Source organism: Paenibacillus selenitireducens (assembly GCF_002021565.1).
GTDB classification, from domain to species: domain Bacteria; phylum Bacillota; class Bacilli; order Paenibacillales; family Paenibacillaceae; genus Paenibacillus_K; species Paenibacillus_K selenitireducens.
In genome coordinates this window covers 468,753-495,750 of record NZ_MSZX01000003.1, presented here as the reverse complement: position 1 = coordinate 495,750, position 26,998 = coordinate 468,753, and the positions used below count along the sequence as shown (strand labels likewise).

Below are 26,998 nucleotides of genomic sequence, written 5' to 3'. Positions count from 1 at the left end.
GACAAATTAAACATAGTTGAGAATCTCGCAAACACAAAAAAGCGTAAACCCCATATCCATGGAATTTACGCTTACTTCTAATTCATCCTTAATTGGGGGCGATCCAGTTGATACAAATTGCGATACCTCGGCTCCTGCTCCATCAATGCCGCATGCGTTCCCCGCATGACAATCCGTCCATGCTCCATGAAGATGATCTCATCCATCTGCTCGACACCCACCAAATGATGCGTGATCCAGAGCAACGATTTGCCATCCATGGTATGGAAGATCGTCTTCAGCAGATCTCGTTCTGTCCGCGGATCCAAGCCTACCGTAGGCTCATCGAGGATCACCACGGGCGTATTCTGAAGCAGCACGCGCGCAAGCGCGACACGCTGCCGCTCACCGCCCGAGAAGCGCTGTCCTGTCTCATGCATTGGTGTCGCATAACCCGCTGGTAATGAATCAATGAGACGATCAAGCTTCACTTGCCGTGCCACCGCGGCAATCTCTTCGTCTGAAGCATCCCGGCGTCCTAAGCGAATATTATTCGCTACTGTGGTATCAAAGAGATGCGGACTCTGATTCAGCACCGACACGACCGAGGCGATACCGTCCCCATACCGATGCGCTTCTACACCATTAATCTGCACGATGCCTGAGGAAGGCAATAAAGCTCCTTGCACAAGCTTCAGCAAGGTCGATTTACCTGCTCCGCTCCGCCCGATAATCGCGACTTTCTTGCCCTGCGGAAGATCCAGCTGGATGTCGTCGAGCGTCCATGTTGAGTTCTTCGCCTCAAGAGACACGACATTTCCAGCTTCCGCTTGATAGCTGTACCGAACATCCTTCAATACAATATGTGCATCATGCCCCACAGGCAGAGATGCAACAGACGGTAGATCACTGAGCTCTGTCCCTGCTAAGTCCGAAGCCTGCATCTGGTTCAGACGATCCAAGGAATCCTGATATTGCGGAATCTTCTCGATCGCCTCCGATACTGGCAGAAAAGCATCCATCAACGGGAAGACGACCAACGTAAAGGCTGCGATCAACGTCACGGCGAGGTGTTCGTCGGCTGCCTGCTGCCCCGACCAATATGCCATTGATACGACCATAATACCAACGATCACTTGCGCGCAGAACATCCGCCACCGCGCAAAGCGGCCAAGCCCCCGCTCCAGTCGTGCGAATTCTCGCTCTTCCGCTTCATACGAAGCCATGAACTGAGCCGATCTCCCGCTGATCATCCAATCACTCATCCCGAGTACTGCATCCGTCAGCTTGCGATAGAGACCGCTGCGCTGCTGCTTCATCTCCTTATGCCGTTTGTGCGTTAGCCATAAAGATATCCCAGGCAGCACGAACACCAAAATACCAATATATAGACCCACAAGCCCGGCAAACCCCATATCATACCAGCCTAATACCGCGGTCACGATACCGCCCATCACAATGGCAATAATAGTTGGAAATACCGTGCGCAGGTATACGTTCTGCAAATACTCAATATCGTCAGCGAGTGCTCCCAACACATCCCCGGTACGGAACCGGGATCGGATAAACAACGCCTGCGGTTCCAAGATTCGATATAATCGAACCCGCATCTTCGATAAGATACGTAGAACCGCATCATGACCCACCAATCGCTCCACATAATGCAGAACCGATCGGCTTATCCCGAACGTACGAACCAGAACAACGGGTACATAGACCAGCAAGATATTCTCGGGACGTAACGCCGATTTTGAGATCAAAAAACCTGATGTGAACATCAGTGAACTCGCTGCGAACACCGTTAATAAGCCAAGCGCAATGATGACAACGAACCGCCAGCCATATTGCCGAACATAAGGGCGGAACCATGCTTCCTGTTCTTGCCTCATTGCACTTCCTCTCCTTCCGAGATGATGAGCGAATAATATACACCCTGCTTAGCTACCAGCTGTTCATGCGTACCGATCTCCGCCACTCGTCCTTGATCCATGACCACAATAACATCCATATCTGGCATCCAGTGCAACCGATGCGTTGCTAAAAACACCAGTTTATCCTGAAATAACGAGCGCATTGTCGCCTTAATCTCATATTCTGTCTCGATATCCAAATGTGCCGTAGGTTCATCCAATAGAATAATCGAACGATCGTTAAGGAAAGCTCGTGCCAAGGCAACCCGCTGCTCTTGCCCGCCGCTCAGTTGGCGTCCGCCATTTCCGATCATCTCATGCAATCCGCTTGGCAGCGACGCTACGAAATCACGAAGTCCCGCGGCAGTCACCGCCTCCAGCACCCGCTCATCGGAAGCATCAGGTGCATAGAAACGTACATTATCCGCTAACGACATGTTAAAAATGTAGGGGTGCTGCGGAATGTATGATGTTTCCTTGCGCCATCCCTGTGCCTGCAAACTCTCTAGTCGTTGCCCATCCAGCGTGCAAGTTCCCGCATTCGGATGAAGAAAACCGCCTAACACATCAATCAATGTCGATTTTCCCGCGCCGCTCTCCCCGATAATACCGATCTTCTGCATCCCGCTTACTTCGAAGGTGACATCGTTCAAGGAATGCGGACCATCCACTTCATGCTGTACGCTGATGCCGGACAATGTCAGGATACTCTCCGGTGTCCACTGGTAACCTTTCGATACATCTCGAGAAGCCTCCGCTGTGTTCATTTCCTGCGCAATAATAGATTGCATCGCCTGACCGGCTTCTTTCCCTTTCAATGTCGCATGATAATCCGAACCGACCATCCGCACAGGAAGGAAATACTCCGGTGCAAGGATTAAGACGACAAGCGCCGTCTCCAGTATCATTTCACCATTGATCAGCCGAAGACCCAAGCTGACCGCCACCGAAGCTACGGATAACATGGTGAAGAAATCGAGGGCAAAGGAAGACAGGAACGCCATACGCAGCGTCTTCATCGTAGCCGATCGATACCGATCACTGACTTGTTCAATCGAATCGCTGTGTGAGCGGCTGCGCCCCAAAAATTTCAACGTCTCCAACCCGCGCAGCGAGTCCACGAAATGATTCGATAGCTTCCGATAGCTCTCGAACTGCTTATCCGTATGCTTTTTCGTCGCGAGTCCGATCAGAATCATGAAAGCAATTAGAATCGGCATCGTCACGATGAGAATAACAGCTGAGGCTTGATCCTTCATAAAAATATAGACAACAATGAGCACCGGCGTAATTGCCGTGCCCATCATGCGCGGAATGATTAATTCCACATATGTCCTGAACTGTGATATCCCGTCTAAGACAAGGGTCACCAAATTCCCGGTTCCTTCCGTCTTTGCAAATCGAGGACCGAGCTGGAACAACTTCGTCATCACCTGTTGGCGCAAATCCGTCCCTGTCGTCTCAGCAAATCCATACGCCAATCGCTGCATCGCAACACTGCATAATTGACGCACGAGAAAAGCAAACAGGAACAGGGCCATCTTGCCGAACTGTTCCTGCAGCGGTTGCCCGGCGAACAAGGCGGAAATAACTTCCGCCAACCACGTCGCCAGCAATATAATTGATACACTTTGAACGAGTGTCAGGACGGCCGTCATCGCGAAGACCGGCTTGACTCCCTTAAACCCGAACAAATCTTTTCCCATTAGTATTCCAAATGCTCCTTCTCATGTAGCCGTTTATGAAATACGAAGTAACTCCAAATTTGATAGCCTAGTACAAAAGGCAGTAAAGCTAATGCCACGATGGACATCACTTTTAGCGAATACGCACCAGATGCTGCATTATGGATCGTCAAGTTGAACGCTTGATCAATCGAGCTGATCATCACCCGCGGGAACAAGCCGACAAATGCGGAACCAATCGCAAGAATAATAACCGCACCTGTCATACCGAATGCCCAACCATCTCTCTTGCGAGCCATAAAGAACCCAGCAAGCAAGAACGCGATTAACCCAATAACTGCAAGCACGGTAAGAATCGTACCGCGAACCTCGAACACATCCGTCATGAAATACGTCATCATCCCGAAGACCGCTAGCAATATCGCCAAAGGCACCATCATCACGCGCGCCAATTTACGTGCTCTTACTTGCAAGTCTCCCACGGTACGCAAGGTTGTAAACATCAACCCATGGACAAGACATAATACAACGACCGTAATCCCGCCAACAAGCGTATATCCATTGATCATATCGAACAAACCTGCGTTCATTTCCATTTTAGCATCAATTGGCAAACCTTTCAGCAGTCCTGCGAATACAACGCCCAATAATAATGGAGGTAGGATGCTGCCGATAAAAATAACCCAATCCCACGTCTTCTTCCATACTTCATTCTTCACCTTGCCGCGGAATTCAAAAGCAACCCCGCGTCCGATCAACGCTAACAGCAAGAAGACAAGTGGTGTATAATAGCCGCTGAACAGTGTCGCATACCAGTTCGGGAAAGCCGCGAACATCGCGCCGCCCGCTGTAATCAGCCACACCTCATTCGCATCCCAGAAAGGACCGATGGAGTTAATTAACACGCGACGTTCTCCGTCCGTTCTAGCTAGAAATTTCGTCGACATGCCTACACCGAAATCGAAACCTTCAAGGAAGAAAAATCCGACGAACAACACTGCAACAAGAATAAACCAAAGCTCATTAAGTGAGATCATGAACTGACTCCTCCTTATCGAATGGATCTTGCGAATGGCGTTCTTTTACACCCGTATCGTATGGACCTTTTTTGATAACACGAATAAATAAGAAAGCCATCACAATAGCAAGGATGAGATAGATGAGACTGAACGCAATGACAGAGAAGAGAATTTGCCCCGCACTAACACTTGGCGAGATACTGTCCTCCGTACGCATGAGCCCGAATACCGTCCAAGGTTGTCGACCAAACTCCGTCATAACCCAACCCGCTGTATTCCCAATGAATGGTAAGGCAATACTCCACAGCATCAGACGCCAGTACCATGTATTCGGTTGATCCATTTTTTTGCGAGCCATCAAATACACGCCGTATAGACCTAATAAAATCATCAATGAACCAGCAGCAACCATGATGCGGAAGCTCCAGAACGTCGTGCGTACAGGCGGAATGTAATTCCCTGGGCCGTACGTATTTTCATACTCAGCTTGAAGTTCTAACATCCCTTTTACTTCACCTGAAAATTTACTATAAGACAAGAAACTTAGCAAATACGGAATTTGGAACTCATATCCGTTCTCCTGCTTCGCTGGATCAATTGTCGCAAACACCGTCCATGCTGCAGGATCACCGCTTTTGCCCCACAAGCCTTCGCTTGCAGCCATCTTCATCGGTTGCGTATGAACCAAATATTGCGCCTGTTGATGTCCCCATAACGCTGTCCCAATGGACGATACGAGGCTCACAATAATAGCGATTTGAAATGATTTTTTGAAAAATTGAACATCTTGACGTTTCAACAATTTATAAGCACTAATACCCGTAATTAAAAAAGCACCTGTGGCGAAAGCACCCAAAACCGTATGAGGAAACTCGACAAGCAACTGTCCGTTCGTAACAAGCGCCCAGAAGTCATTCATTTCTGCCCGACCATTCGTAATACTGAAGCCGACAGGATGCTGCATGAACGAGTTGGCTAGCAAGATCCAGAATGCCGACATCGCGGTTCCGAACGCCACCAACCAGATACAAAGCAAGTGAACCCGTTTATTCAACCGATCCCATCCGAAAATCCATAACCCGATAAACGTAGATTCCAGAAAGAAAGCTAATAAAGCTTCAATCGCGAGCGGCGCCCCAAAGACGTCACCGACGAATCTTGAGTAATCGGACCAGTTCATTCCGAATTGGAACTCCTGCAATATCCCGGTTACAACCCCTACCGCAAAGTTAATTAGGAATAATTTTCCCCAGAACTTCGCCATTTTTTTGTATTCTTCTTTCCCTTTGACAAGATACATGGTCTGCATGATTGCAATAATTAGCGCAAGACCAATGGACAATGGTACGAAGATAAAGTGAAAAATTGTCGTCGATGCAAATTGAATACGTGACAATAACACCGGATCCATCGATATTCACCTCTCCAGTTTCATATTTCAATCCTTGATGGTATCATTCGTAACCCCATCAAGGACCCTGTATGAATTCTGCCACGTACGATCTGTTTACAATGTGATTTATATCACATTAAGGAGAAAAGATTGACAGTTACCTCCTAACTTTCGAGGTTTCGTCACACAATTCCTGAAATCAAGCCTGAATTGCGATAAAATCGCATTGCTTTGAATTAAATCATGCTCCGCAAAATAAAAACGACCGCTCACGGGATTTCACCCGGAACGGCCGTCTGTCCTTCATCTATTTACATAAATTTACTCGTGCATGCCTGTTATTGTTCTTCAGCTATGGTCGTTTCTTCTGCAGGTACAGCTTGTGCAGCAGCTCGAGCTTCCTTCTGCTCTTTATGCAGCTCTTTGCCTGAGAACTCCCCTTTAACATATTTCGTCACGAAGTTCGTAAGCGCTGCTGCCCGGTTGTCATATTCGGCTTGCGTCAGCTTGCCATCCGTTAGTTGTTGGTTGAGCTTCGCTTTGGCTGTGTTTACCTGCAGATCGATGACCTTTTGAACATCAACCCCTTGCTTCTCAGCAATCGCAGCTAAAGATTGGCCTGACTTAAGCGATGACTTCAATTCCTCCTGCGTCACGCCTAGTAATGAAGCTACTTCCTCAGAGGCTTTCATGAATCCTTTGCCATGATTCGCTTTCAGATCTTCCTTTAATCCTTCTTTACCCCTGCCGCCAAAATCAGCATTGACCATTTTCGTAGCCACTTCGGTTAATCTTGCCTTGGCTTCATCATACTTTGCTTGCGTTATTGATCCTGCTGCAAGTTCTTTGTCGATCCGGGTTGTCATGCTGCTCACTTGAAGGTCGATGATCTTCTGAACGTCCACGCCCTTTTGCTTCGCAAGGTCTGCCAAGCTCGTCCCGGATGTCAGCGCTTCTTTCAATTCCTCACGCGTTAAGCCTAGCAGACTCTCTAGTTGTTCGGATTGCTTCAGTAAGCCTCCGCCAGATCTGGATTTGCCTTGCGTAAATTTCGCTATCGCTTTCGTCTGTGTAACGCCCGGTGTCGCTGATGCGGCGTTTGCTTGGGATGCATAGACGCCTCCACCTATAGTAAGGGCCAAAGCCAATGTACTTGCTGCCAGTGCTTTAATTTTCATCTTATTCATGTACGAAATCATCCTTTCGGTTTAGGCTTATGTGTATTGAGGTTCCTCCTTTCCATAGATATCATCTTAGCCCGTCATCCTGAGCTAGGCGTTAAGTCATCCTTAAAATGCCATTAAATTTCACGCCACATAAAAAAAGGGCTGCCGCTCATCGTGAGCAACAACCGTTTTCCTATGCATAGCCCGTTAACCTTGCGGCTTTTCATCAAATTCAACATGACCGGAGAGCCGATCCAAACGCACGATTTGAAATCCATATTCATAACATGCCGCTGCCACGATGGACAATCGACGTTCCCCTTCTTCCGATTGCATCGTGCTCTGCATCGCGTCGTGCAGGAATTTCTCATTTTCCATCTCAATGGGATCCATATGTCCGCTGTCCGGCTTCACTTTGTCTTCAAGCTTCAAAAGAACATGTTCATGTCCTTTCGTTAGCAGCTCGAGATGTTCATCGAACATCTGCTTCGTTTCCTCCGAGCGAGGCGACTGAAAGTAATGGTTCTCGATCGATTCAAGCACCTCATACCCTTTAAGTAAGGTGTTCAGCATTTGCTTATAGACTACGATTTGCCGTGATCTCCGATACTTCGCCCGCTTGATCTTCTTCGTCTCTTCTTCAAATAACTTAAATTTATCCTGCAAGGATTGCATATCAGACAATAATGTATGTTGTTCCGTACGGAATGAGCTTTCTTTGATCTCGTCGGAAATCGCTGTACGAAGCAATAAGGATAACCGTTGGAAGACCGAGTCCATCTGCTTCAAGAACTGCACATCCGGTTTCGGCGGAAAAAATACAATATTAATCACAAACGCAGATCCGATCCCTGTTAGGGTCTGAAAAAAACGACTTAAAGCAAAATCCCATTGTCCAGAAGCCTCCATCACCGCAATAACCGTTACAAGCGTCAGACCGATCGTCTCGCCCATCTTCATCTTGAGACAAATCATAATGACCACAATACATGTAATTCCCGCGGTTAACGGGTCGGCTGGAAATGCCATCCCAGCTAGCAGCGCAATCGCCGCGCCTAATGTATTCGTCTGTAGTTGATCCAGAAAATATCGCCATGATCGATAAATGGAAGGTTGCATGGCGAAGATCGCTGCCACAGCTGCGATGACCGGCGTCTTAAATTCAAGCAGCATGCTTAGATATAAGGCCAACGTTACCGCAATCCCCGTCTTTAATACCCGTGGTCCAAGTGCCAAGTCCTCTCCCCCTTTAATAACAACCGAACTCAATAAGCATTATATTACATGCTGAGTCAGCGGATTGGCAAATGGACCCTGCAGAAGACGCGCATTTATACAGATTACGTAAACTTTAGCAGACGCGATTCACGATAGCTTTTCTTCTAAGTTTTTGAACTGATTATAGAACATGCGGTAATACACACCCTCTTGCTGAAGCAATTGATCATGCCCGCCGCTCTCCACGATCTCGCCTTGATCCACCACCATGATCGTATCCGCATCCCGGATGGTATTTAAGCGGTGCGCAATAATAAAGCTTGTTCGACCCTGCATAATATTCAGCAATGCGTCTTGAATATGCAATTCTGTTCGCGTATCAATGCTGCTTGTCGCCTCATCTAGAATGAGAATCGAAGGCTTCGCAAGAATAACCCGTGCAATGGCAAGAAGTTGACGTTGTCCTTGACTCAGATTGCCGCCGTTCTCTGACAGCATGGTGTCATACTTCTTCGGCAGCCGTTGAATGAACAAATCGGCATTCGCCATCTTGGCAGCGGCTTTCACTTCCGCCTCTGTCGCGTCCGGTTTGCCATACATGATATTCTCCTTAATAGTACCGGAGAATAAATACGTATCCTGCAATACGATGCCGAAGCATCTGCGCAGGCTGTCTCTCGTATATTCCCGAATATCCCGACCATCGATCAGAATTCTGCCGCCTGTCACATCATAGAACCTTGTCACCAAGTTGACGACCGTTGTCTTCCCTGCTCCTGTCGGTCCTACTAGAGCTGTACTTGTGCCTTCCTTCGCATCGAAGCTTACATGCTTCAAGATCGGTACATCCGGTCGATATCCAAAGCTCACATTCTCGAAGACTACATTCCCTTTCGGATTCTTCAGCTCGACGGCCCCGGGTTGATCATCTGGCTCTTCCGGTTCATCCATCACTTCGAAGACCCGTTCCGCACCTGCGACGCCTGACTGCAAGACGTTAAATACATTCGCTAAATCATTTAATGGACGGACGAATTGCCGAGAATAGCTTAAGAATCCAGCAATAACCCCCACGGTAATCATCCCTTTGATCGCTAGAATGCCGCCGACAATGGCCACCGCAGCAAAACCTAAGTTATTGATCACGTTCATAATCGGCATCAAAAAACCAGACCAAATCTGTGCCTTTAACCCAACATCGTATAGACGCTGATTGACCGCTTCGAACTCGGCAATCGCTTGATCTTCATGATTGAAGGCCTTTACCACTTGAATGCCGGAGATCGTCTCTTCCACTTGCCCGTTCAGCCTCCCAAGCTGAATCTGCTGATCCTTGAACAGGACGCTCGTTCTGCGAGCAATGGTCCGCGTTAAGAAAAAGACAAGAGGGACGGTAATCAAAGTGGCTAACGTGAGCCATGGACTCAAGACCAACATCATGACGAGCGAGCCAGTAATTGTAATTACACCCGACATGAGCTGTATGGTAGATTGCGATATCGTGTTACTGACATTATCAATATCATTGGATAACCGACTCATCACATCCCCGTGCGATTGACGGTCGAAATACGCAACTGGAAGCTTCTGCAGCTTACCGAACAATGACTTCCTTAACTTCATCACAATACGTTGCGAGACGCTCGCCATGAACCAGCCTTGCAGCAGCGTAAGCACGGCATCCAAGAGATATGCAACCGTCAGCACAATAATGAAAATCTCTAACAAATGAAAATCCACAGCCTGCCCCGTGGACATCGCATCTATCGATTTCCCAATCAAATAAGGGGAGAACAACATCAGAACCGCATCCACGACGATGAACAAGAAAATCGTTGCCAACCACATTCGCTCGGTACCCACGTATTGCCATAACCTGCGCAGCGTAGCTTTGAAATTTTTGGGCTTCACCACAGGCGCTCTTCCCCCGCGGTGACCGAAGCCTGGACCCGGTCTAGCCGATGCGTCCATAGCAGGTACTTGCGGCCGCTCGTTCGAGCCTGGGTTCTTACCGTCCTGCGACATGCTTATCCATCTCCTTTCCCAATTGGGATTGGAATATTTCCTGATATACGGTACAATTCAACATCAATTCTTCATGCGTACCCATACCCACAATTTCACCATCATCCAAGACAAGGATACGATCTGCATCCATGACAGAAGTGATTCGTTGCGCAATGAGCAAGCAGGTCAGACCCGAAGCGTATGTTTTCAATGCTGCTTTAATGTTCGCTTCCGTCGCCACGTCCACGGCACTCGTACAATCATCCAGAATTAGAATTTCAGGTTGACGGACTAAGGCCCGCGCAATGGATAACCGCTGCTTCTGCCCGCCCGAGAAGTTGACGCCGCCTTGCCCGATGCGCGATTCATATCCTTCCGGCGAAGCCATAATGAACGAATGCGCTTCCGCTATTTTGGCGGCATCCTCCACCTCTTGCGGGGTCGCATCCTCTTTCCCGTAGCGAATATTCTGCAGAACGGATCCAGAGAAAAGCACTGTTTTTTGCGGAACAATCGCAATTTTCTCCCGCAGCTTCTTCGGATCCCATTGTCTGACATCTTCGCCGTTCACCCTCACCGTTCCCGATGTCGTATCATAGAACCGCGGGATCAGATGGATTAAGCTGCTTTTCCCTGCTCCTGTTGAGCCAATGATACCTATCGTCTGACCTGGCAAACATGAGAACGTCAAGCTTTTCAAGACAGGATCTCCGGATGTCCCTGCGTAAGCAAAGGACACATTCTCGAAATCTACACGACCTTTCGCCGTAGTGGCTGTCTTGGTAGTCTCTGACCAAGTCATCGTATTGTGCTGCATGAATACTTCATCAATGCGCTCTGCTGAAGCTCTGGCACGCACGAACATATTGAAAATCATCGAAATCATCATTAATGAAAATAATATTTGCGTCATGTAGTTAATGAAGGCAATGATATGCCCGACCTGCATCTGACCTTGATCTACACGCCAGCCGCCAATCCAGAGCACCGCGATAATTCCAAGGTTTACAACGAGCGCGATTTGGGGACTAATGACGGACATGACACGCATCGCGGTCGTCGATCTTGCCCGAAACTCTTGATTCGCTTGATCAAATTTCTCGACCTCGACATCAAATCGGTTAAAAGCCTTCACGACCCTGACACCGGATAAATACTCTCGCATCACCAAGTTCACACGATCCAATGCCTGTTGCACTCGAACAAAAAACGGGAACCCGATTTTCATATTTAAAAGGATGAATATGGCGACAAGCGGGACGACAACGATCAGCACGACAGATAACTGCATGTTCAGACGTACCGCCATAATAAGACTCCCGATACAAATTAACGGCGCTTTCACGAAAATACGCATCAGCCCGTTCACGAAGTTCTGCACCTGTGTCACGTCATTCGTCAGCCGTGTGATGAGGGAAGCGCGTTCAAATTGATCAATGTTTTCAAAGGATAAGCTTTGAATTTTGCGGAACAGATCCACGCGGAGTTCGGCTGCGAATTTCTGGGATACTTTACTCGCAATAATGCTTCGCAGCGAAGCAGATATAGCGCCGAACAAGGTGATTAGCAACATGAGACCGCCCATGCGAAGGACATAATCCATTTGATTCTGCGCCACGCCGACATCGATAATTTTGGATAATATGGTTGGCTGCAGCAGATCGCATATCGCCTCAAACGTCAGGAACAATACGGCAATACAGAACATTTTCCAATGCTTGCGTATGTAAGGTTGTAAGAACTTCATTATCTCCTCCTTAATTGTTCGAAATCGAATTCAACATCTACATTAACCGTAAACCCTCATCAATTACGATACTCCTAAATCTTGGATATGTAAATTGGTTTGAACAACCACCGTTGGAATGACTTCCTTCATATTTACATGCAAGAAAGGCACCCTCTGAAGGATGCCTTTTCTTCGTTATTGCTCCGCATATTCCTTAAAAGATTTGATCTTTCCATGAGCATGTGGTGTTTGCTTACGGATTTTGTCGGCATTTTCACGGCGAGCTTTGGAAGTGGTCATTTACAATTCCTCCTTCGATCATGAACTCCTAGGTATCATTTCATCAAGAATTACTCTGGAGCAACACGATTAATATGTACCAATTGGAGATACAATATGTCTTCCTTCTGTACTAAAATAAGAAGAATATAACCATTCCCTAAGCAAAGCGAGGAACACCTATCATGTTCGATCCTACTGTCTTTGAAAACTTAAAGGTCGCAATCGAAAATCAAATCTACGATCTCGATAATCTCGATGAAATTATTCATATTACGAATCGCATCGATCGGATCGACATGTCCGTCATGGCTCGCGAGTTCGCACTCTGCTTCCACCGTGTCGGAATGGAGGACGTCTCCGTCGAGTTCCGCCTTGATGCTTCGCTGCAAGATTTAGCCGCGGAAATTCTGGAATATCCCGGGGAGGATCCGGCTTGTACCTTGCGTTTATGCTTCAACATGCCGATTCGCGACGTGGATTCGGAATGCCCACAGATCGATGATATCCTCCAGCGCATCTGGGAACCTTCCGTGAAGCCTACGCAAACCATAAGCTTTATCTATGGAGAAGAGCCGATGCATTATCTGAACAAGATTGAACTGCGCTTCCACCGCAAAATCAACGAGAACCAAATGGAAGACATCCCGAATCTCATCGAGCATGCCCTGCACACGTTAACCGAGCTGAATCGATTGCTTGAATCGTATGGAGACTGAATTCCTCACCTCAACATCCGATGTATCTTAGATTTATCCAAGATACCTTCACCTGAAGAGGTTCAATGGATCTCTACATCCCCCTCGTAACTGCTACGCATCTGCCGCGCAGCGGAAACCCATATGTCCTGTCGAGCTATCTGGTGTATTGGATGATCGAGCCGCGACGCGGTACCGATTGCAGTAGGATTTGTGACATAAATAAGAGCCACCGCGAATGACACGTGTATCTCCCTTCGTCGGACCTTTCGGGTTGACGAAGGGACCTTGTTGATATGCCACCGGACTGAACACATCTGCACACCACTCCCAAATGTTACCTGACATGTTATATAATCCATATCCATTGGGTTGGTAGGCCCGAACCGGTGCTGTACCTAGATAGCCGTCCGATGCATGATTAACGCGGGGAAATGCCCCTTGCCAAATATTGCAGCGATGTTCACCATCCATCAGCAGCGTATCCCCCCATGGATACCGCCGTTGCACAAGCCCGCCGCGAGCCGCGTATTCCCATTCGGCTTCGGTCGGGAGCCGTTTCCCTGCCCACTGGCAATACGCCTGCGCATCATGCCATGAGATATGTACGACCGGATGGTCTAGCCGATCATCAATGGAACTATCTCGTCCCTCCGGCTTCGCCCAGTAAGCCCCGTCTACCTTGAGCCACCAAGGTACAGCCTGGGCGACGGTCTCCACTTCTTGCTTCACTTCTTCCGATACAAGCAAGTGAAAAACAAATGACCACCCAAATTGCTCTGCTTCTGTCTTATACCCCGTGTCCTGCACGAAAGTCTGGAATTGCGCGTTCGAGACCGTACACGCATCGATATAGAATGGGTCCAGCGTGACGGCATGGATAGGTCCCTCTCCGTCCGCCTCGAAGCCCTCGGTATCATTCGTTCCCATCAGGAACTCGCCGCCGGCCAAGCGAATCATCCCGGACGGATCGAATCCTTTTGCCGTTCTATGTGTCTGCTGCATCGTAGATGTCTTCATTAAGACTTGTTCTTGTGGCGCTGTGACTTCACGCGATGCAGATGTCACGGAATCTTGCGGGACAGCACTCCGTTTCACCGAGCAAGTGCATTGTGGCTTCGTCATTTGGTCATCCTCCTAAGGTTTATGGATTTACCGTCTTATACGTTTCTTTCTCCCATTGTCCCATGTCGCATCGCCTTCGATCAAGAATATCCCACAACCATAGTTTAACTTGTTACTACAAGTGTTCTACTGAGGATCATGCTTTTTCAAACAAATTCGTATATTCCATCCAATCTTAGGGAAACTATCCATAAATTCACGTAAAGGTGGGTACATCGCATGGCATCGAATCGCAACCTGGTTCCGCAAGCACAAATGGCACTGGCACAGTTAAAATATGAAATCGCTCAAGAGTTAGGCATCGCCCTTCCTGCAGATGGCTATTACGGTAAAATGACGACCAAGGATATAGGTACCATCGGCGGCTACATGACACGGCGCTTGGTCCAAATGGGACTCAACAAAGTGGATCGCCACTAAACTTGTCCATATAAAAACCGTGCTGCAACGATGAGCAGCACGGTTTTTGATATTTCCTTAGGATTGCAATGCCTTGACTGACCGTGCTCCGCGCACCATCACGACATAACATAATACGGCCAAGATTTCGAGAACAACGATAATAATTCCCATCGGTACGGCCGTCTTGCTGCCCGCAATCCCAACCAATGGCGCCATGAAGCCCCCGAAGACGGTAGACATGAGCCCAATCAATGCTGAGGCGCTTCCTGCAGATTTCCCTTGATTCGCCATAGCAAGCGTAAAGCTTGCGGTGGAGACAATACCAACACTCGACACAACGAAGAATAAAGGAATAAGAATACCGTATAACCCCAGATCCAGCATGATCATGATAAATAGAAGGATACCCGCGACACAGGATTGACCTAGTCCATAAATCAACAATTTCGTTTCACTCACGCGCCCTGCCAATCGGCCTGCGATCTGACTCGCTATAATGATGCCGACGCCGTTAATCGCGAAGATTAAACTGAAGGTCTGCGGCGTTACGCCATATATTTCTTGAAGCACGAACGGCGACCCGGAGATATAAGCGAACATCGCGCCCGTCACAAATCCTTGGGACAAAGCATACCCCATAAATACACGGTCACGGAATAAGGAGCCAAATGCCCGGAACGTACTCGTGATCCCGCCCTTCAACCGGTTGTTCGGGGGCAACGTATCTCGTAGTCCAAGCAGAACGCTGAGGAACATCAGAACGCCAATGGCACACAATACGATGAACACACCGCGCCAGGAAGTAACCTTAAGCAGCTGCCCGCCTACAATGGGAGCGAGGACCGGGGCCACGCCATTCACGAGCGCGAGCATGGCCGAGAACTTCGTCATCTCGGAACCAGAGTACATGTCCCGCACAACAGCCCGTGAAATCACGATTCCGGCTGCACCGCCCATCCCTTGCACGAAGCGAAGGACGATGAACGATTCAATGGATGGCGCCATGACACACACCACTGAAGCGATCGCATAAACAACCAACCCCAACAATAATGGCGTCCGTCGACCCCATAAATCACTTAACGGTCCAATGAGCAATTGCCCAAAGGATATCCCGAACATGCAAGCCGTGAGGCTCATTTGCGCAAAAGAGGTGCTAGATCCAAAATCCTGCGCCAACTCCGGCAATGCCGGTAAATACATATCAATCGTTAACGGTGCGAACGCCGATAAGCTGCCTAACAACAGAATCATCCACAATTTCGCGGCTCCTACGGGGGTTTGCACCGCAAGCCGCTCACTCATTCCACTTTTCATGATGCACACTCCAGAACGTAATTTTCACACATGTAACTATTATAGTTACAGAATTGAAATTGTTCAACCCTTAACTGCAACCATTACACTGCTCTGCTTCCGATAGAACCCGCCAATCGACAGCAATACGACCAAATACAACGCGGCAAAGCCCGATACGAACCATAACGCCGACGTCGTTCCGAAATGATCCATCGCATAACCCACCAGCGCCGGAAATACCGCTGCCCCAAAGCCGGCAAATGCGGTAACAAGACTCGTCACAAGTCTCGCCATACCTGGGAAGGTATGATTGGCATACACCATCGTAATCGAATAGACACCTGACATGGTTAAGCCCATCAGCATCACGAGGACATAACCCACGATCGCTTCTTTCCATAGGGCGAACACTACGAGAGCCGCTAAGGTTCCGAGCATACTCCACAGCAAATACTGCGCATAATTCACTTTTCGGATAATCCAACCTGTCGCGGCTCGGCCAACGACCATCGCAACCCAATACATGCCAATACTCAGCGATGCGCGATAAGGTGTCTCGCCCAAATGGGTGATGAACATGGACGACAGGAAGTTATTCAGGCTTCCTTCAATCCCGCAGTACATAAAGATCAAGAACACAAACGCAAAGAGCACCAGATGCTTCAGACGTCGGGAACTAAACGTCGGCGGCGCTTCAATACTGGCATCCAGAGATTCAGACACGTCCACCCCTTCTTTGGAGAACGAAATGAATCGCCAAATGACCGTCATGACGATGCCCAAGCAACCCGTAATAAAGAACGCGAAGCGCCAGATATCGTTCGCGATCAGCACGCTGGCGATCAACGGCATACATAATGCACCCACGCCGAACCAGACCTCCAAATAACTCATGACGACGGCACGCCGCCCCACGAAAACTTCCATCATTAAGGTTGCAACGATACATTCAATAGCTGCAGCCCCCATACTATTCAAGAAATTCAACACAACCACCCAGCCAAATGAAGGCAGCGTCCAAATCGATAGCTGAGCGATTGCGATCACAAGCGCAGCTAGCGCAATAACGTATTTCTCCTTCTTCAGCCACTTCATCAACAACGCGGATATAGGCACCCCGGCAATGAAACCGACAGCACTAATAAACACCATCTGTCCACCAACGGTATAGGATTGATCATAATGCGCAAGCAACTGTGGCATGACCGAACCGATGGTCGTAATGACCAGCCCTGCCAAAAAATAGAGAGAGTATGAAGCAATTGCAAAAACCCTCATCGAATATCCTCCTTCACTGAAAACGTTCTCCTGCAATTCAACCATCTTATCAGATTTGCTCTAAAAAAGTTAGTCTTCAGTTTTGTCGAATAATTACCGATATTTAGAAAACAACACAATGAATTAGTGCAGACAGAAGCATACAAAGGAGCAGACAACAATGAAAAAAAACCTCAAAACATGGGCTAGCAAGCTTAATGCTTTAAAAGTCAAATTCATCGCCATCTTTTTACTGATCTCCCTCGTTCCCATGCTCGTATTGACCTTCATTCTGACGTCACAGTCTACGTCCGCATTGAAGAAAAAAACAGCTGAAGAACAAGCATTATCCGCTAAAATCGGTGCCGATTTCGTTAACTCGTGGCTCTCTGAGAAAATTAAGTCTGCGGAAGAAATCATGAAGAAGAATCCCGCTTTCCAGACCGGCCAAGCCGCAAATATTCTCTCCATTCTCAAAGTGATGGAACAGAGTGACCCCGATGTGAGTGTCATCACCTTCGTCGATAAAGCCGGCATGTTAAGCGATACCGAAGGAAATGTACATGACGGATCCAAATTCGATAACATTAAGCAAGTCATGACGAGCAAAAAACTCTATATTTCAAATATTACGTTAAATACATTCACGCAAAAATATTCCATCTTCCTGGATATACCGATCCTCAATGAACAAGGTGAATTTGTCGGAGCGATTCAACCGGAGGTTGATGCGAGCGAGCTTCTCCAGCTCATTGAGAACATCAAAATCGGCGAATCGGGCTACGCATATCTTCTCTCCGCTGATGGATTTTACATCGCTCATCCGGATGACAAAAAAGTAGGAAGGAACTATAAAGAGTTCGCCCTGCCGGGTAAAATTGAAGCGTTCCAAAACACTGTATTCACCAAGGATCAAGGCACTGTATCCTATTCGGAACAAAGTGAATCCAAATCCGCATCCTTTACGAAAGTGGAATCGAGTAATTGGAAGCTGATCGTTACCGCACCAGCAAATGAAGTTTTTAAGACGGTTCAACAAATCCAGAACAAAGCCGTCATTCTTATGATTGCTTCACTCATTCTCATCTCCGTGATTGCGATCTATGTCGCTTCTTTCATGACAAGATCCATCTTAGACATCTCACGGATGATGACCCTAGTTTCGCAAGGGGATTTGACAGGACGGTTGAAAGTCAAAGGGAAGGACGAGCTTGAAAGAGTCAAAGAAAGCATTAACAGCATGCTGGATTCCTTTACCGACATCATCCGCAAAATCACCCAGTCCACCGAACATGTAGCGGCTTCGTCCGAAGAGCTCACGGCCATTGCCAATGACTCTACGCAAGCTTCGGAGCATATCGTCAAATCCGTCGATGTTGTCGTGCGCGGGTCTGAAGTTCAGGTTCAAGGTTCTGAGGAAACGACCGTGGCTATGGAAGAAATGGCGACAGGTGTACAGACCATTGCCATATCAGCCTCTACGGTAGCGGATACCGCGCTGAACGTTGTTCAGGAAGTATCCGCCGGCAGCCAAGATATCCAGCATGCCATTTCGCAAATGATCAAAATGAGCCAATCCGTTGAAGACACGGCAGCCATTGTTCGTTCCTTGGAAACCAAGTCCCATGCGATTCAGCAGACGGTGCAGTTGATATCAGAAATTGCAGGACAGACGAATCTGTTAGCGTTGAATGCGTCCATCGAGGCTGCAAGAGCAGGTGAACACGGCCGAGGTTTCTCCGTTGTAGCCGCAGAAGTCCGCAAGTTGGCGGAACAGACCACAACAGCAACCAACCATATTTCCAGCCATATTCAAGATACCCTGCAAGCCATTACGGAAGCTGCTGCATCCATGAACAACGGATTGTCCGAAGTGAGCCTAAGCGTCACCCAAGTCGAAAAAACAGGGGTTACCTTCGGGGTCATCCAGAAATCGGTGCAGCATGTGAATGATCAAATTCAAGAGGTGTCTGCCGTTACCGAGCAGATTTCCGCCGGAACGCAAGAAGTCTCTGCTTCCATGGCCGAGATGGCGGTTATTATGAAGAACTCTTCGAATAAATTAAATGAGGTATCACGGGCGGCTGGCGATCAACACCATTCCATGAAAGAAATCTTATCCGCTTCCGAATCCCTGAGCACGATGTCCAATGATCTTCAAGAGATGGTCAGTCGGTTCAAAATTTAAATTCGAGTCTCTGGTGTCATATGTTCATAAAAAACCGCCCTACAGAAGCACCCATGATTCGTGCTTCTTGTAGGGCGGTTTTGTTCGATCCATTCCTCCTCCACCCTACGGGCAAGCTAGAATGGCTACGGTTGCATTATCTTGATGCGGTTTAGCCTCGGCAAGAATCTGCTCTATCAGCCATTCAGCGATACATTGCGGAGCCAGGCTCGGTGCGGCTCGCAGCATGTTTTCCGTTAATCCTTGATAGAACCCGTCGCTGCATAAGAGCACCAAGTCCCCTTGTTGAATGGGTAACGGGGTGTAATTGAAATCGATATCGACGACTTCGGGCAGCCCTAAATAACTAGTGAGGCGATGCCGATCCGGATGGGACACTGCCTGCTCTTCAGTAATGTGACCGGATGTGACCCATTGATTGAGTTGGGTCGCATACACATGGTCTGTCGTTAATTGAGTCAGTACATGATGACGATAGAGATAAATGCGGCTATCTCCTGCGGACACCCAGTATAGCTGGTGGTCTTGGATCACTGCAGCTGCCAGCGTCGTCCCTACGCTACCCTGTAAATCGTGCTGCTTCGCCAGCTGGTAAACCTCCAAGTTCGCTTGTTGAATGCCGACGATGAGCGCTGGCATAACATCATCCTCAGGCATCTTCGCCTCATAGATCAGGCGCATGGTTTCAACGGCGAGTTGACCCGCCTCTCTCCCCATCGCGAGTCCCCCTATTCCATCCGCAAGCACAGCCAATACACCGTGTCGTTGAATGGCATGAGGATCATCGAAGGGGGAGAAGCCGAATGCATCCTGCTGCTCCTTACGAGCTCCGATGTGCTGCGCGTAACCTGGAATGATAGAAGGGGAATAAACTGCCGGCATCGTGGAAGGGAGTGATGACGTTGCGAGAGGTTCATTGGCGTTCGTTGTTCGCATTGGAGATCTCCTCGTGTTGTGATGCGACAAAGCAGGAGTAGAGGTATGGCTAACCGTTCCTGCATTGTTCAGGGCGCGCTTGGTCGTGGTATGTGAAACGTCGGCCAATCTGTAGCTTCTCGAGAGCCGTAAGCTGCGGATCCATGCAGCGATCCATAGGATGCCTATACCGAGCATCGTCCATCGTACGATGCGTTCGATCTCAGGCCATCTTTCTGTCCAAACCCATCGTAGAAAAAATTCGCCGACGGCGATGATCAACAAGAGGGTTGCAATCGCGTACAGTAAACCTTTGTTCTTCATAACTCCCTCCCATCCGAAGCCGATATCTCACCCTTTCCATCTGTATGAATACAACCTTCCCGTATAAATCGCTTCAGCGTGTGAGGCTGTCAGTAATACAATAAACCTTATTAGGAGGCGGCTTTATTTATGTCACTAGACCTACTTGGCCAATACAAAAAGATGCGCCGAAACGCATCTCTTGTCACAACATTTAGGATGGTCCTTTGAAGTGATAACTCCCCGTTAAAGCGCCTTAAACTTGGTTTTTCATCGGCACTTTGAATTCAGGGATACCCGCGGACCCCGGTGCAATCTCATATTTTTGGAACACGATGACGACTTGGCCATTCCCCACATAGAATGATTGTTCATCCGAGATCCCTTGGAAATCGTAGGATTCCTCAGGCATCTTCACGATTTGCTCGTTAATCGCCGCGTTGATGACTGTCTTATAATCTTTTCCAAATAGATCCTGAAGCGTCACACGAGATGCCTCTTTCTCATTTTTGACTGTATAAGTATCTACGCGTGTGTATCGATCATTACTGCGATACGTCGTAACCGTGAAGGATAATAGACCGTTTTGCTCCGATTTCACATCGTAGTTGATCATTAACTCATATTTGTGGAATGGAAATCCCTCTTTCTGTGCCTTCCTATATTGCTCTTTCGCCTCTTGTTGGAGCCCCTCCATATCTTTCATCGCATGACGCTCGATAATGTCGTTCATTTCAGCTTGATATCGCGTGTCCTGAAGGCCTTTTACAACAGGAATTTGAGCTTTTACAGTCATGAATTTCGAGTCTTCGTTCAAAGCCTTGCTTTGGACCATTGGGCTGGATGTCGACTTCAAAGGGATTTTGAACTCTTGAACTCCTGCGGACCCCGGTGCAATTTCATACTTCTGGAATACGATGACAGCTTGGCCATCCTTTACATAGAACGATTGTTCATCTGAGATCCCTTGGAAATCGTACGTTCCTTCAGGCATCTTAGCGATTTGTTCGTTGATTGAACGATTGATAACCGCCTTGTAATCAACGCCGTACAGATCCTGAAGCGTCACACGGGAAGCTTCTTTCTGGTTATTCACAGCGTACGTATCCACGCGCGTCACTTGATTATAGGTGCTGGCGTAGGTTGTTACCGTAAAGGAAAGCACGCCGTCTTTGTTCATCTTGACGTCATATCCAATCACCAACTCGTATTTATGAAAGGTATAGCCCGCTTTTTTCGCTTTGGCAGTCCCTTCTCTTGCCGCTACTTTAAGTCCTTCGATATCTTTCATCGCATGGCGTTCGATAATATCGTTCATTTCAGCTTGATAACGTGTGTCCAGAAGACCTTTGATCACAGGAATTTGCGCCTTCACATGGACCAGGCTCGAGTTATAATTTAACGACTTCCCTTGTATATTGACTTTCGCTATTTTCTCTTGTGCCGATTGACTTGCCACTGGTGCTGTTGCGTGAGCTGGAGGCGTCGCCGCATATACGGAACTGCCGCTCGCAACAAGCATCGCGCTGACTAGACCGACGGTAGCTATTTTGTTCGATAATGGAAATTTAACATTCATGATGAAATTCCTCCTCTAATATGTATGGATGCTGTATGAGCTTTCCAATGCCTTATAGGAGTAGGACGTCGGTGACTCTCCAAAAAGTTTGATATGCCGATTGGAGAAATATTTATTTTAGAGGAGGGTGAAGAATGCATGTAATAGAAAAAAATGAATGAGGAGTGGAAAATTGATGATTACAATGAATTTCTCCTGTGAGTTCAAGATATAAGCTGGACGGGTAATTTTTATACAAAATACACTGTATAACATCATTGCAACCTTAAGTTGACAAAGTGTATCTCCCATATGGTAGAACCGAGAGCAATGTTTTCCTAAAATATAGATAGTAATAAGAAAGGGGATTTATAAAAATGACATTTGATGAATGTCGATATATTTACATGTACTTCGTTTAAACGAAATCCAGGAGAGAAGAAGTATTAACAATCGAATTGATATTCAGAAATTACGGGAGGAAAGAAATAATGAAAAGAGTAACATTTGCCGGAGTTATTTTTGCCATAGGATTATTAGTTCTTTTAAAAGTGCTTCAGAATTCAATACCCAGAATTAGCGATCCACTGACGAATATATTCGTTTTTATTGGCTTCGTCCTTTTTGCAATTGTATACGGTGCATCTCAACTTAGAAAAAATAATAAAAAGTAAAATAGTGTGGAAGTGATGAAATTTTAATTTTTGCATGTGGCAACAAGGGACATGGATGTGTAACAATACAAATAAGAATTTATTACAATAAATAAGAGACATATTACTCAGCGTCCATCTTTAAGCAGGTGATATTACCATACTATAGTTAGCAATTAAAGGAGTTCATACATATGACATTTGGTGAAAAACTTTTTCAATTAAGAAAAGAAAAGGGACTTTCTCAAGAGGCTTTAGCCGAAAAAATAAACACGACAAGACAGGCAATTAGTAAATGGGAAACTGGTCAAGGATATCCGGAAACAGAAAAACTTCTTATGATTGGAAATATTTTTGGAGTTTCGATGGATTATCTGTTAAAGGATTCTGTTGAACCGAGCAATGATAAGGACGCAGGATATTATGTTAGTAAAGAAATGGCAGAAGGATATTTATTGTCTGCACATAAGGTTTCTAAGTATATGGCATTAGGATTTTTCCTGATTGCTTTATCCTTTATCCCCTACTTCATATTTAAACAAGATCCAGCGATATATATTATCCCAACCATCCTTTTTGCTACATTCGGAATTGGGATGTTTGTGTCAGCATCATTTTTGGAAGAAGATCAATATAAAGTACTAAAGACAGAGTCTTTGCTGTTTGATGAAAAATACCTTAAAGGGTTGACCGTAAGATACGAAGATATAAAAAAAAGATATGTTGTTATTAATTTAGTAGGTTTCTGTTTATTTGCTGCGGGACTCTTAGCCTTTGGAATAGAAAGAAAGTTTATTACTTCCGAATTTTTAGTGCCTTATTACCCAGTCTGTATTGGATTGATTGCAATTGGTATCTACATTGTAATGCGAACTTCAACCCTACTTGACGCATATAAACTATTGGCAAAAAATGAGGTGTATACCAATAGCTTCGGCTTTAAGTTTCGAAGGAAGGTACGAAAAAAGGTTGATGATTTTTAATAATAGAACTTGAACAATACAAACGCATATACAGAGTCCCTGAATCGATTAATTAAGACAATGAATCATGTCGGTCGTGGAACACAAGCTGGCTATGAATGGGTATACGAAGAAATCTATGGTGCTGCTTTTTCCACACTGACTAAAGTTATAGAAGAGGGTACTTTTAAACCCTCTTTCCACACTATTTCCGATTACCCAAAATAAAAAAGGAGCCCGCTCTCACGGCTCTCCCTCAGTTCGACTTTCGCTATAAAAATCCGTATCTGTATCTGTAGGCGTATAGACCATACAATATTGCTCTAACAAGCTATTCGGCAATGGAATAACGTTCACCGTACGGAAATGATAATGTTTATACATAGGAAGATTACTTGGTGTCTGTGTCTCCAGCGTACAGACGGTATCGTTCGCACGGCATTCGGCAAGTAAGGGCTCCATAATCTTCGACACGTATCCTTTGCCTCGATAGCGTTGCTGTACAACGAGCATATCCAAATGCAGGTAGGGCCGATCCCCCAGCATTGATAACCAAGATGAGCTCATGCTGCGAAGAATCGAAACGCCTCTTACATACCCGCGAATGCCAATAAGGCGGCTTATCGAAGATGCCTTGATGATAGCTACGATGATTTGCTTCATATACTTCACTTTCGCCCATAAGGTATCCGCCATCGCGTTCGATCGGAATACCAGCGCAACGGCCTCATATTGCTCTGACGTCGTATACAAATCCGAATACGGCTCCAGCATTTCAATATAACGTTGAAAAAAAATCTCCAGCGCCCTGAGCCTTACGGATTCATCCGGCAAAATGTGCCTGTACATCGGATCCTCCATGAACGCTTGGGCCAATACACGTGATGCTGTTGGAATGTGACGTTTCTCTAGTGTTAACAATGTACTACAAATAGTTCCACCTCGTATCTCATTGTGATCCCTTTAAGCATAATCCATTAGATCGGGAGCGGCAAATGCAGTTGTGCAGGAATATGCGCATCGAACTTGGTTACAATGAAGCGAAAGGCATACTGATGATAGTGAACGGTGAGTTCTGTATCTGTAGCAGAAGCAGGCGCCGTATTCATGCGTTCTAGCCGCTCGAGCGGAGAAGACGTACAACTTTGGACCGAATTCGGGCTGCACAGCAAAAAGACTAGAAGGTTCCGAAGATCCCTCTAGCCTTTGGGGGGTGAATCATATCTCTACTATAACCCGAATTAGGATTCAGATACAACGGTAAAACGCTCTTTTATGTGTTGCGGCTTCTCAATTTCGTCAACAAGCGCGATTGCGTAGTCTTCATAGCTAACATAACTTTCGCCTTTCGAGTTGACAAGCAGGTTATCTTTACCGGTTTGGAACTTGCCTGTTCTCTCCCCAATTGCGAACATCGCAGATGGACTCAAGAATGTCCAGTTCAAGTCCGTCGTTGCTTGTAAGTCCTCTAGGTTCTTACCTTGATTCTTCGCTGTTGCCAAGTAGGCTTCAGGGAAATTCGGTGTATTGAACACTTGCAATGTTTTGGCTTCATCCACATACAAGCTGCCTGCACCGCCAACCACGATCAAACGTGTGCTTGAACCTTTTAACGCATCGATCAATACGCGTCCTGCTTCGACATGCAAATGCTCTTGTCCCGGTGCTGCCCCGAATGCATTGACGACAACATCGAATGATTGCAATTCAGTTGCTGTAAGAACAAATACTTCTTTCTCGATGACTTTCACGTCAGTCGTTACTTTGGAAGCATCGCGAACGATTGCTGCTACGTCATGACCTCTGTCTAATGCCTCTTTTACGATACGGCTGCCTGCTTTACCTGTTGCACCTACAACTGCGATTTTCATAATATATTTCCTCCTTTTATGTGTATCAAAAAATTATTCGTATTTGTTAACCTGTAACCATTATAGTTACATTTAAAATGAATGTCAAGCATCGCAAAATTTAGCTGCTGCACAGCGCATTTGGCCATTACCATCCATCCTGCTGCAGCATCTCGTCGGACAATTCAAATTAACGAAATCCCGTGTCCGCTAAGCTCATATGAATAGATCAAAAACCGTCCAAGAATGGACGGTCAAGTTGTCGAGGAACCCTCGTTTTTTGGGGGGTACGTAAAAAAGAACCTTCACCCTAAACAAGCAAGTCTTCCTCGATTTTTCACATCCGAATGAGCTTTGTTCATCAAATATATGCAAATCCGTTAAAGTTATAGGATCATCCAATATAGCTTTTCCACAAACATTAATTCGTGGACCTAAAATGGATTTTCCAGCAAAGCTACACCATTATCCCTTTTCGCGGACCTATCCTGGATTTATCCAACATAGCTTCACTACCAACACTAAAACGCACACCTATACTGGACGTTTCCAATATAGAGGGGGAAAATCAGCATTTTAGAGGTATTTTCAGCACATTCTATTGGATTTATCCAGTATAGAGTGCGAAATCGTACTGAAAACGGCGAAGTTAGTGGATTTATCCAATATAGCACCACCAGAAACACTTTTTCCCCACCTGTACTGGAGGATTTTAAACAACATAGCAAACTTCATTCATCTTCATCATTGTTATAGACCGTTTTAAATCGATTTTTCTTCTATGAGAAGAAGATCCACCAAAAAAACAAAGTGCCGAAAAGTCCTCTGGACTTTATCGACACGCTAACCGTCCAAGAATGGACGGTTTTGTCATGAATTACTTTGTTTTCGATTTTATTGTATTTTCTCATAGACGTGAAAAAAATACGTGTAAGGATTGTCATCATCTTAAATGCCTTGTTCAGCCGAAATCTCACACCATTCCTCATCAACGATTTCCGGAAAAAAAGTATCTCCATCGAACATCGCGTGAATTTTGGTTATATACATTTTCTTAAACATAGGGCAAAAACAACCTATAGATCTGTTCCCCGCCAAAGATGAAGACCTCTTCTTCGCCTTTACAACGTACATACACATCTTCAACGGTATGAACAACTTCGCACCCCACTGCTGTATACCCTTGATCTCTCGTTAGAATGATATTCCTTCGACCGGGCAAAGGCCTTCCGATGGATTCGAAATTTCGCCGTCCCATGATAATCGGATGTCCCCATGTCGTCGCTTTCACATATTGCCATTCCTTCGGCAATCTCCATGGAATATCATTATTTCTCCCGATCACTCTATTCTGATCCATCGCTGCAATGATTGAAATAAGCACCTGCTATCACGACCTTCTT

The 26,998-nt window shown here is 46.5% G+C and carries 22 protein-coding genes and 1 pseudogene; 5 read left to right on the top strand and 18 right to left on the bottom strand.

The window, feature by feature from the left end:
• Nucleotides 1-77: 77 nt before the first annotated feature.
• The 9 genes from cydC to BVG16_RS33315 form a co-directional block, all read right to left on the bottom strand.
• Nucleotides 78-1,868 (bottom strand): thiol reductant ABC exporter subunit CydC, encoded by a 1,791-nt coding sequence (cydC, locus tag BVG16_RS10045; RefSeq protein ID WP_078498409.1) that lies wholly within the window; start codon nt 1,866-1,868, stop codon nt 78-80.
• Nucleotides 1,865-3,595 carry a thiol reductant ABC exporter subunit CydD gene (gene cydD, locus BVG16_RS10040; RefSeq protein WP_078498408.1) on the bottom strand — a complete coding sequence of 577 codons (1,731 nt, stop codon included), beginning with the start codon at nt 3,593-3,595 and terminating at the stop codon, nt 1,865-1,867. Before cydD ends, cydC begins: the two co-directional genes overlap by 4 nt.
• Nucleotides 3,595-4,611: a cytochrome d ubiquinol oxidase subunit II gene (gene cydB / locus BVG16_RS10035; RefSeq protein WP_078498407.1), complete on the bottom strand. Its 1,017-nt coding sequence runs from the start codon at nt 4,609-4,611 to the stop codon at nt 3,595-3,597. The genes cydD and cydB overlap by 1 nt, the downstream gene beginning before the upstream one ends.
• Nucleotides 4,598-6,004 (bottom strand): cytochrome ubiquinol oxidase subunit I, encoded by a 1,407-nt coding sequence (locus BVG16_RS10030; protein WP_078498406.1) that lies wholly within the window; start codon nt 6,002-6,004, stop codon nt 4,598-4,600. The genes cydB and BVG16_RS10030 overlap by 14 nt, the downstream gene beginning before the upstream one ends.
• 320 nt (nt 6,005-6,324) lie before the next feature.
• Nucleotides 6,325-7,173 (bottom strand): LysM peptidoglycan-binding domain-containing protein, encoded by an 849-nt coding sequence (locus BVG16_RS10025; protein WP_158081658.1) that lies wholly within the window; start codon nt 7,171-7,173, stop codon nt 6,325-6,327.
• Nucleotides 7,174-7,359: 186 nt separating this feature from the next.
• Nucleotides 7,360-8,388: an FUSC family protein gene (locus tag BVG16_RS10020; protein WP_078498404.1), complete on the bottom strand. Its 1,029-nt coding sequence runs from the start codon at nt 8,386-8,388 to the stop codon at nt 7,360-7,362.
• Between the two features lie 129 nt (nt 8,389-8,517).
• On the bottom strand, nt 8,518-10,341 hold the full coding sequence (locus BVG16_RS10015; RefSeq protein WP_144027351.1) for an ABC transporter ATP-binding protein: 1,824 nt from the start codon (nt 10,339-10,341) through the stop codon (nt 8,518-8,520).
• Between the two features lie 37 nt (nt 10,342-10,378).
• Nucleotides 10,379-12,124 (bottom strand): ABC transporter ATP-binding protein, encoded by a 1,746-nt coding sequence (locus tag BVG16_RS10010; protein WP_078498402.1) that lies wholly within the window; start codon nt 12,122-12,124, stop codon nt 10,379-10,381.
• Nucleotides 12,125-12,301: 177 nt separating this feature from the next.
• On the bottom strand, nt 12,302-12,406 hold the full coding sequence (locus BVG16_RS33315; protein ID WP_233146961.1) for a DUF6254 family protein: 105 nt from the start codon (nt 12,404-12,406) through the stop codon (nt 12,302-12,304).
• A gap of 164 nt (nt 12,407-12,570) precedes the next feature.
• Here BVG16_RS33315 and BVG16_RS10005 point away from each other — a divergent pair, with 164 nt between their 5' ends.
• Nucleotides 12,571-13,104 (top strand): hypothetical protein, encoded by a 534-nt coding sequence (locus tag BVG16_RS10005; RefSeq protein ID WP_078498401.1) that lies wholly within the window; start codon nt 12,571-12,573, stop codon nt 13,102-13,104.
• A 93-nt stretch (nt 13,105-13,197) separates the two neighbouring features.
• Here BVG16_RS10005 and BVG16_RS10000 read toward each other — a convergent pair whose 3' ends face one another.
• Nucleotides 13,198-14,208 carry a formylglycine-generating enzyme family protein gene (locus BVG16_RS10000; protein ID WP_078498400.1) on the bottom strand — a complete coding sequence of 337 codons (1,011 nt, stop codon included), beginning with the start codon at nt 14,206-14,208 and terminating at the stop codon, nt 13,198-13,200.
• A 219-nt stretch (nt 14,209-14,427) separates the two neighbouring features.
• On the opposite strand from BVG16_RS10000, the gene BVG16_RS09995 reads away from it, so the two are divergent.
• Complete coding sequence (locus BVG16_RS09995) at nt 14,428-14,628, top strand: alpha/beta-type small acid-soluble spore protein (protein ID WP_078498399.1); 201 nt, start codon at nt 14,428-14,430, stop codon at nt 14,626-14,628.
• A gap of 57 nt (nt 14,629-14,685) precedes the next feature.
• Here the strand turns inward: BVG16_RS09995 and BVG16_RS09990 are convergent, their stop codons facing one another.
• Both BVG16_RS09990 and BVG16_RS09985 read right to left on the bottom strand, forming a co-directional pair.
• Nucleotides 14,686-15,927 (bottom strand): multidrug effflux MFS transporter, encoded by a 1,242-nt coding sequence (locus BVG16_RS09990; protein ID WP_233146955.1) that lies wholly within the window; start codon nt 15,925-15,927, stop codon nt 14,686-14,688.
• Nucleotides 15,928-15,990: 63 nt separating this feature from the next.
• Nucleotides 15,991-17,187: an MFS transporter gene (locus BVG16_RS09985; RefSeq protein WP_078498398.1), complete on the bottom strand. Its 1,197-nt coding sequence runs from the start codon at nt 17,185-17,187 to the stop codon at nt 15,991-15,993.
• A 160-nt stretch (nt 17,188-17,347) separates the two neighbouring features.
• Here BVG16_RS09985 and BVG16_RS09980 point away from each other — a divergent pair, with 160 nt between their 5' ends.
• Nucleotides 17,348-19,354: a methyl-accepting chemotaxis protein gene (locus BVG16_RS09980; protein ID WP_078498397.1), complete on the top strand. Its 2,007-nt coding sequence runs from the start codon at nt 17,348-17,350 to the stop codon at nt 19,352-19,354.
• Between the two features lie 105 nt (nt 19,355-19,459).
• Here the strand turns inward: BVG16_RS09980 and BVG16_RS09975 are convergent, their stop codons facing one another.
• Together BVG16_RS09975 and BVG16_RS09970 are read right to left on the bottom strand one after the other, a co-directional pair.
• Nucleotides 19,460-20,236, bottom strand: coding sequence for a PP2C family protein-serine/threonine phosphatase (locus BVG16_RS09975; RefSeq protein WP_408635324.1), 777 nt, complete (start codon nt 20,234-20,236; stop codon nt 19,460-19,462).
• Nucleotides 20,237-20,828: 592 nt separating this feature from the next.
• Complete coding sequence (locus tag BVG16_RS09970; protein ID WP_078498395.1) at nt 20,829-22,151, bottom strand: DUF3298 domain-containing protein; 1,323 nt, start codon at nt 22,149-22,151, stop codon at nt 20,829-20,831.
• A gap of 470 nt (nt 22,152-22,621) precedes the next feature.
• On the opposite strand from BVG16_RS09970, the gene BVG16_RS09965 reads away from it, so the two are divergent.
• Nucleotides 22,622-22,804, top strand: coding sequence for a hypothetical protein (locus BVG16_RS09965; RefSeq protein ID WP_078498394.1), 183 nt, complete (start codon nt 22,622-22,624; stop codon nt 22,802-22,804).
• A gap of 173 nt (nt 22,805-22,977) precedes the next feature.
• Nucleotides 22,978-23,766: a helix-turn-helix domain-containing protein gene (locus tag BVG16_RS09960; RefSeq protein WP_078498393.1), complete on the top strand. Its 789-nt coding sequence runs from the start codon at nt 22,978-22,980 to the stop codon at nt 23,764-23,766.
• 222 nt (nt 23,767-23,988) lie between these two features.
• On the opposite strand, the gene BVG16_RS09950 is transcribed toward BVG16_RS09960, so the two are convergent.
• The 4 genes and pseudogenes from BVG16_RS09950 to BVG16_RS09940 form a co-directional block, all read right to left on the bottom strand.
• Nucleotides 23,989-24,594 (bottom strand): GNAT family N-acetyltransferase, encoded by a 606-nt coding sequence (locus BVG16_RS09950; RefSeq protein ID WP_233146951.1) that lies wholly within the window; start codon nt 24,592-24,594, stop codon nt 23,989-23,991.
• Between the two features lie 128 nt (nt 24,595-24,722).
• Nucleotides 24,723-24,854 carry a hypothetical protein gene (locus tag BVG16_RS33685; protein ID WP_269845586.1) on the bottom strand — a complete coding sequence of 44 codons (132 nt, stop codon included), beginning with the start codon at nt 24,852-24,854 and terminating at the stop codon, nt 24,723-24,725.
• 132 nt (nt 24,855-24,986) lie between these two features.
• Entirely contained in the window at nt 24,987-25,616 is a 630-nt protein-coding gene (locus BVG16_RS09945; RefSeq protein WP_078498392.1) for an NAD(P)-dependent oxidoreductase, read from the bottom strand.
• A 927-nt stretch (nt 25,617-26,543) separates the two neighbouring features.
• Nucleotides 26,544-26,979 (bottom strand): annotated as a pseudogene (locus tag BVG16_RS09940) (dihydrofolate reductase).
• Nucleotides 26,980-26,998: the final 19 nt, after the last annotated feature.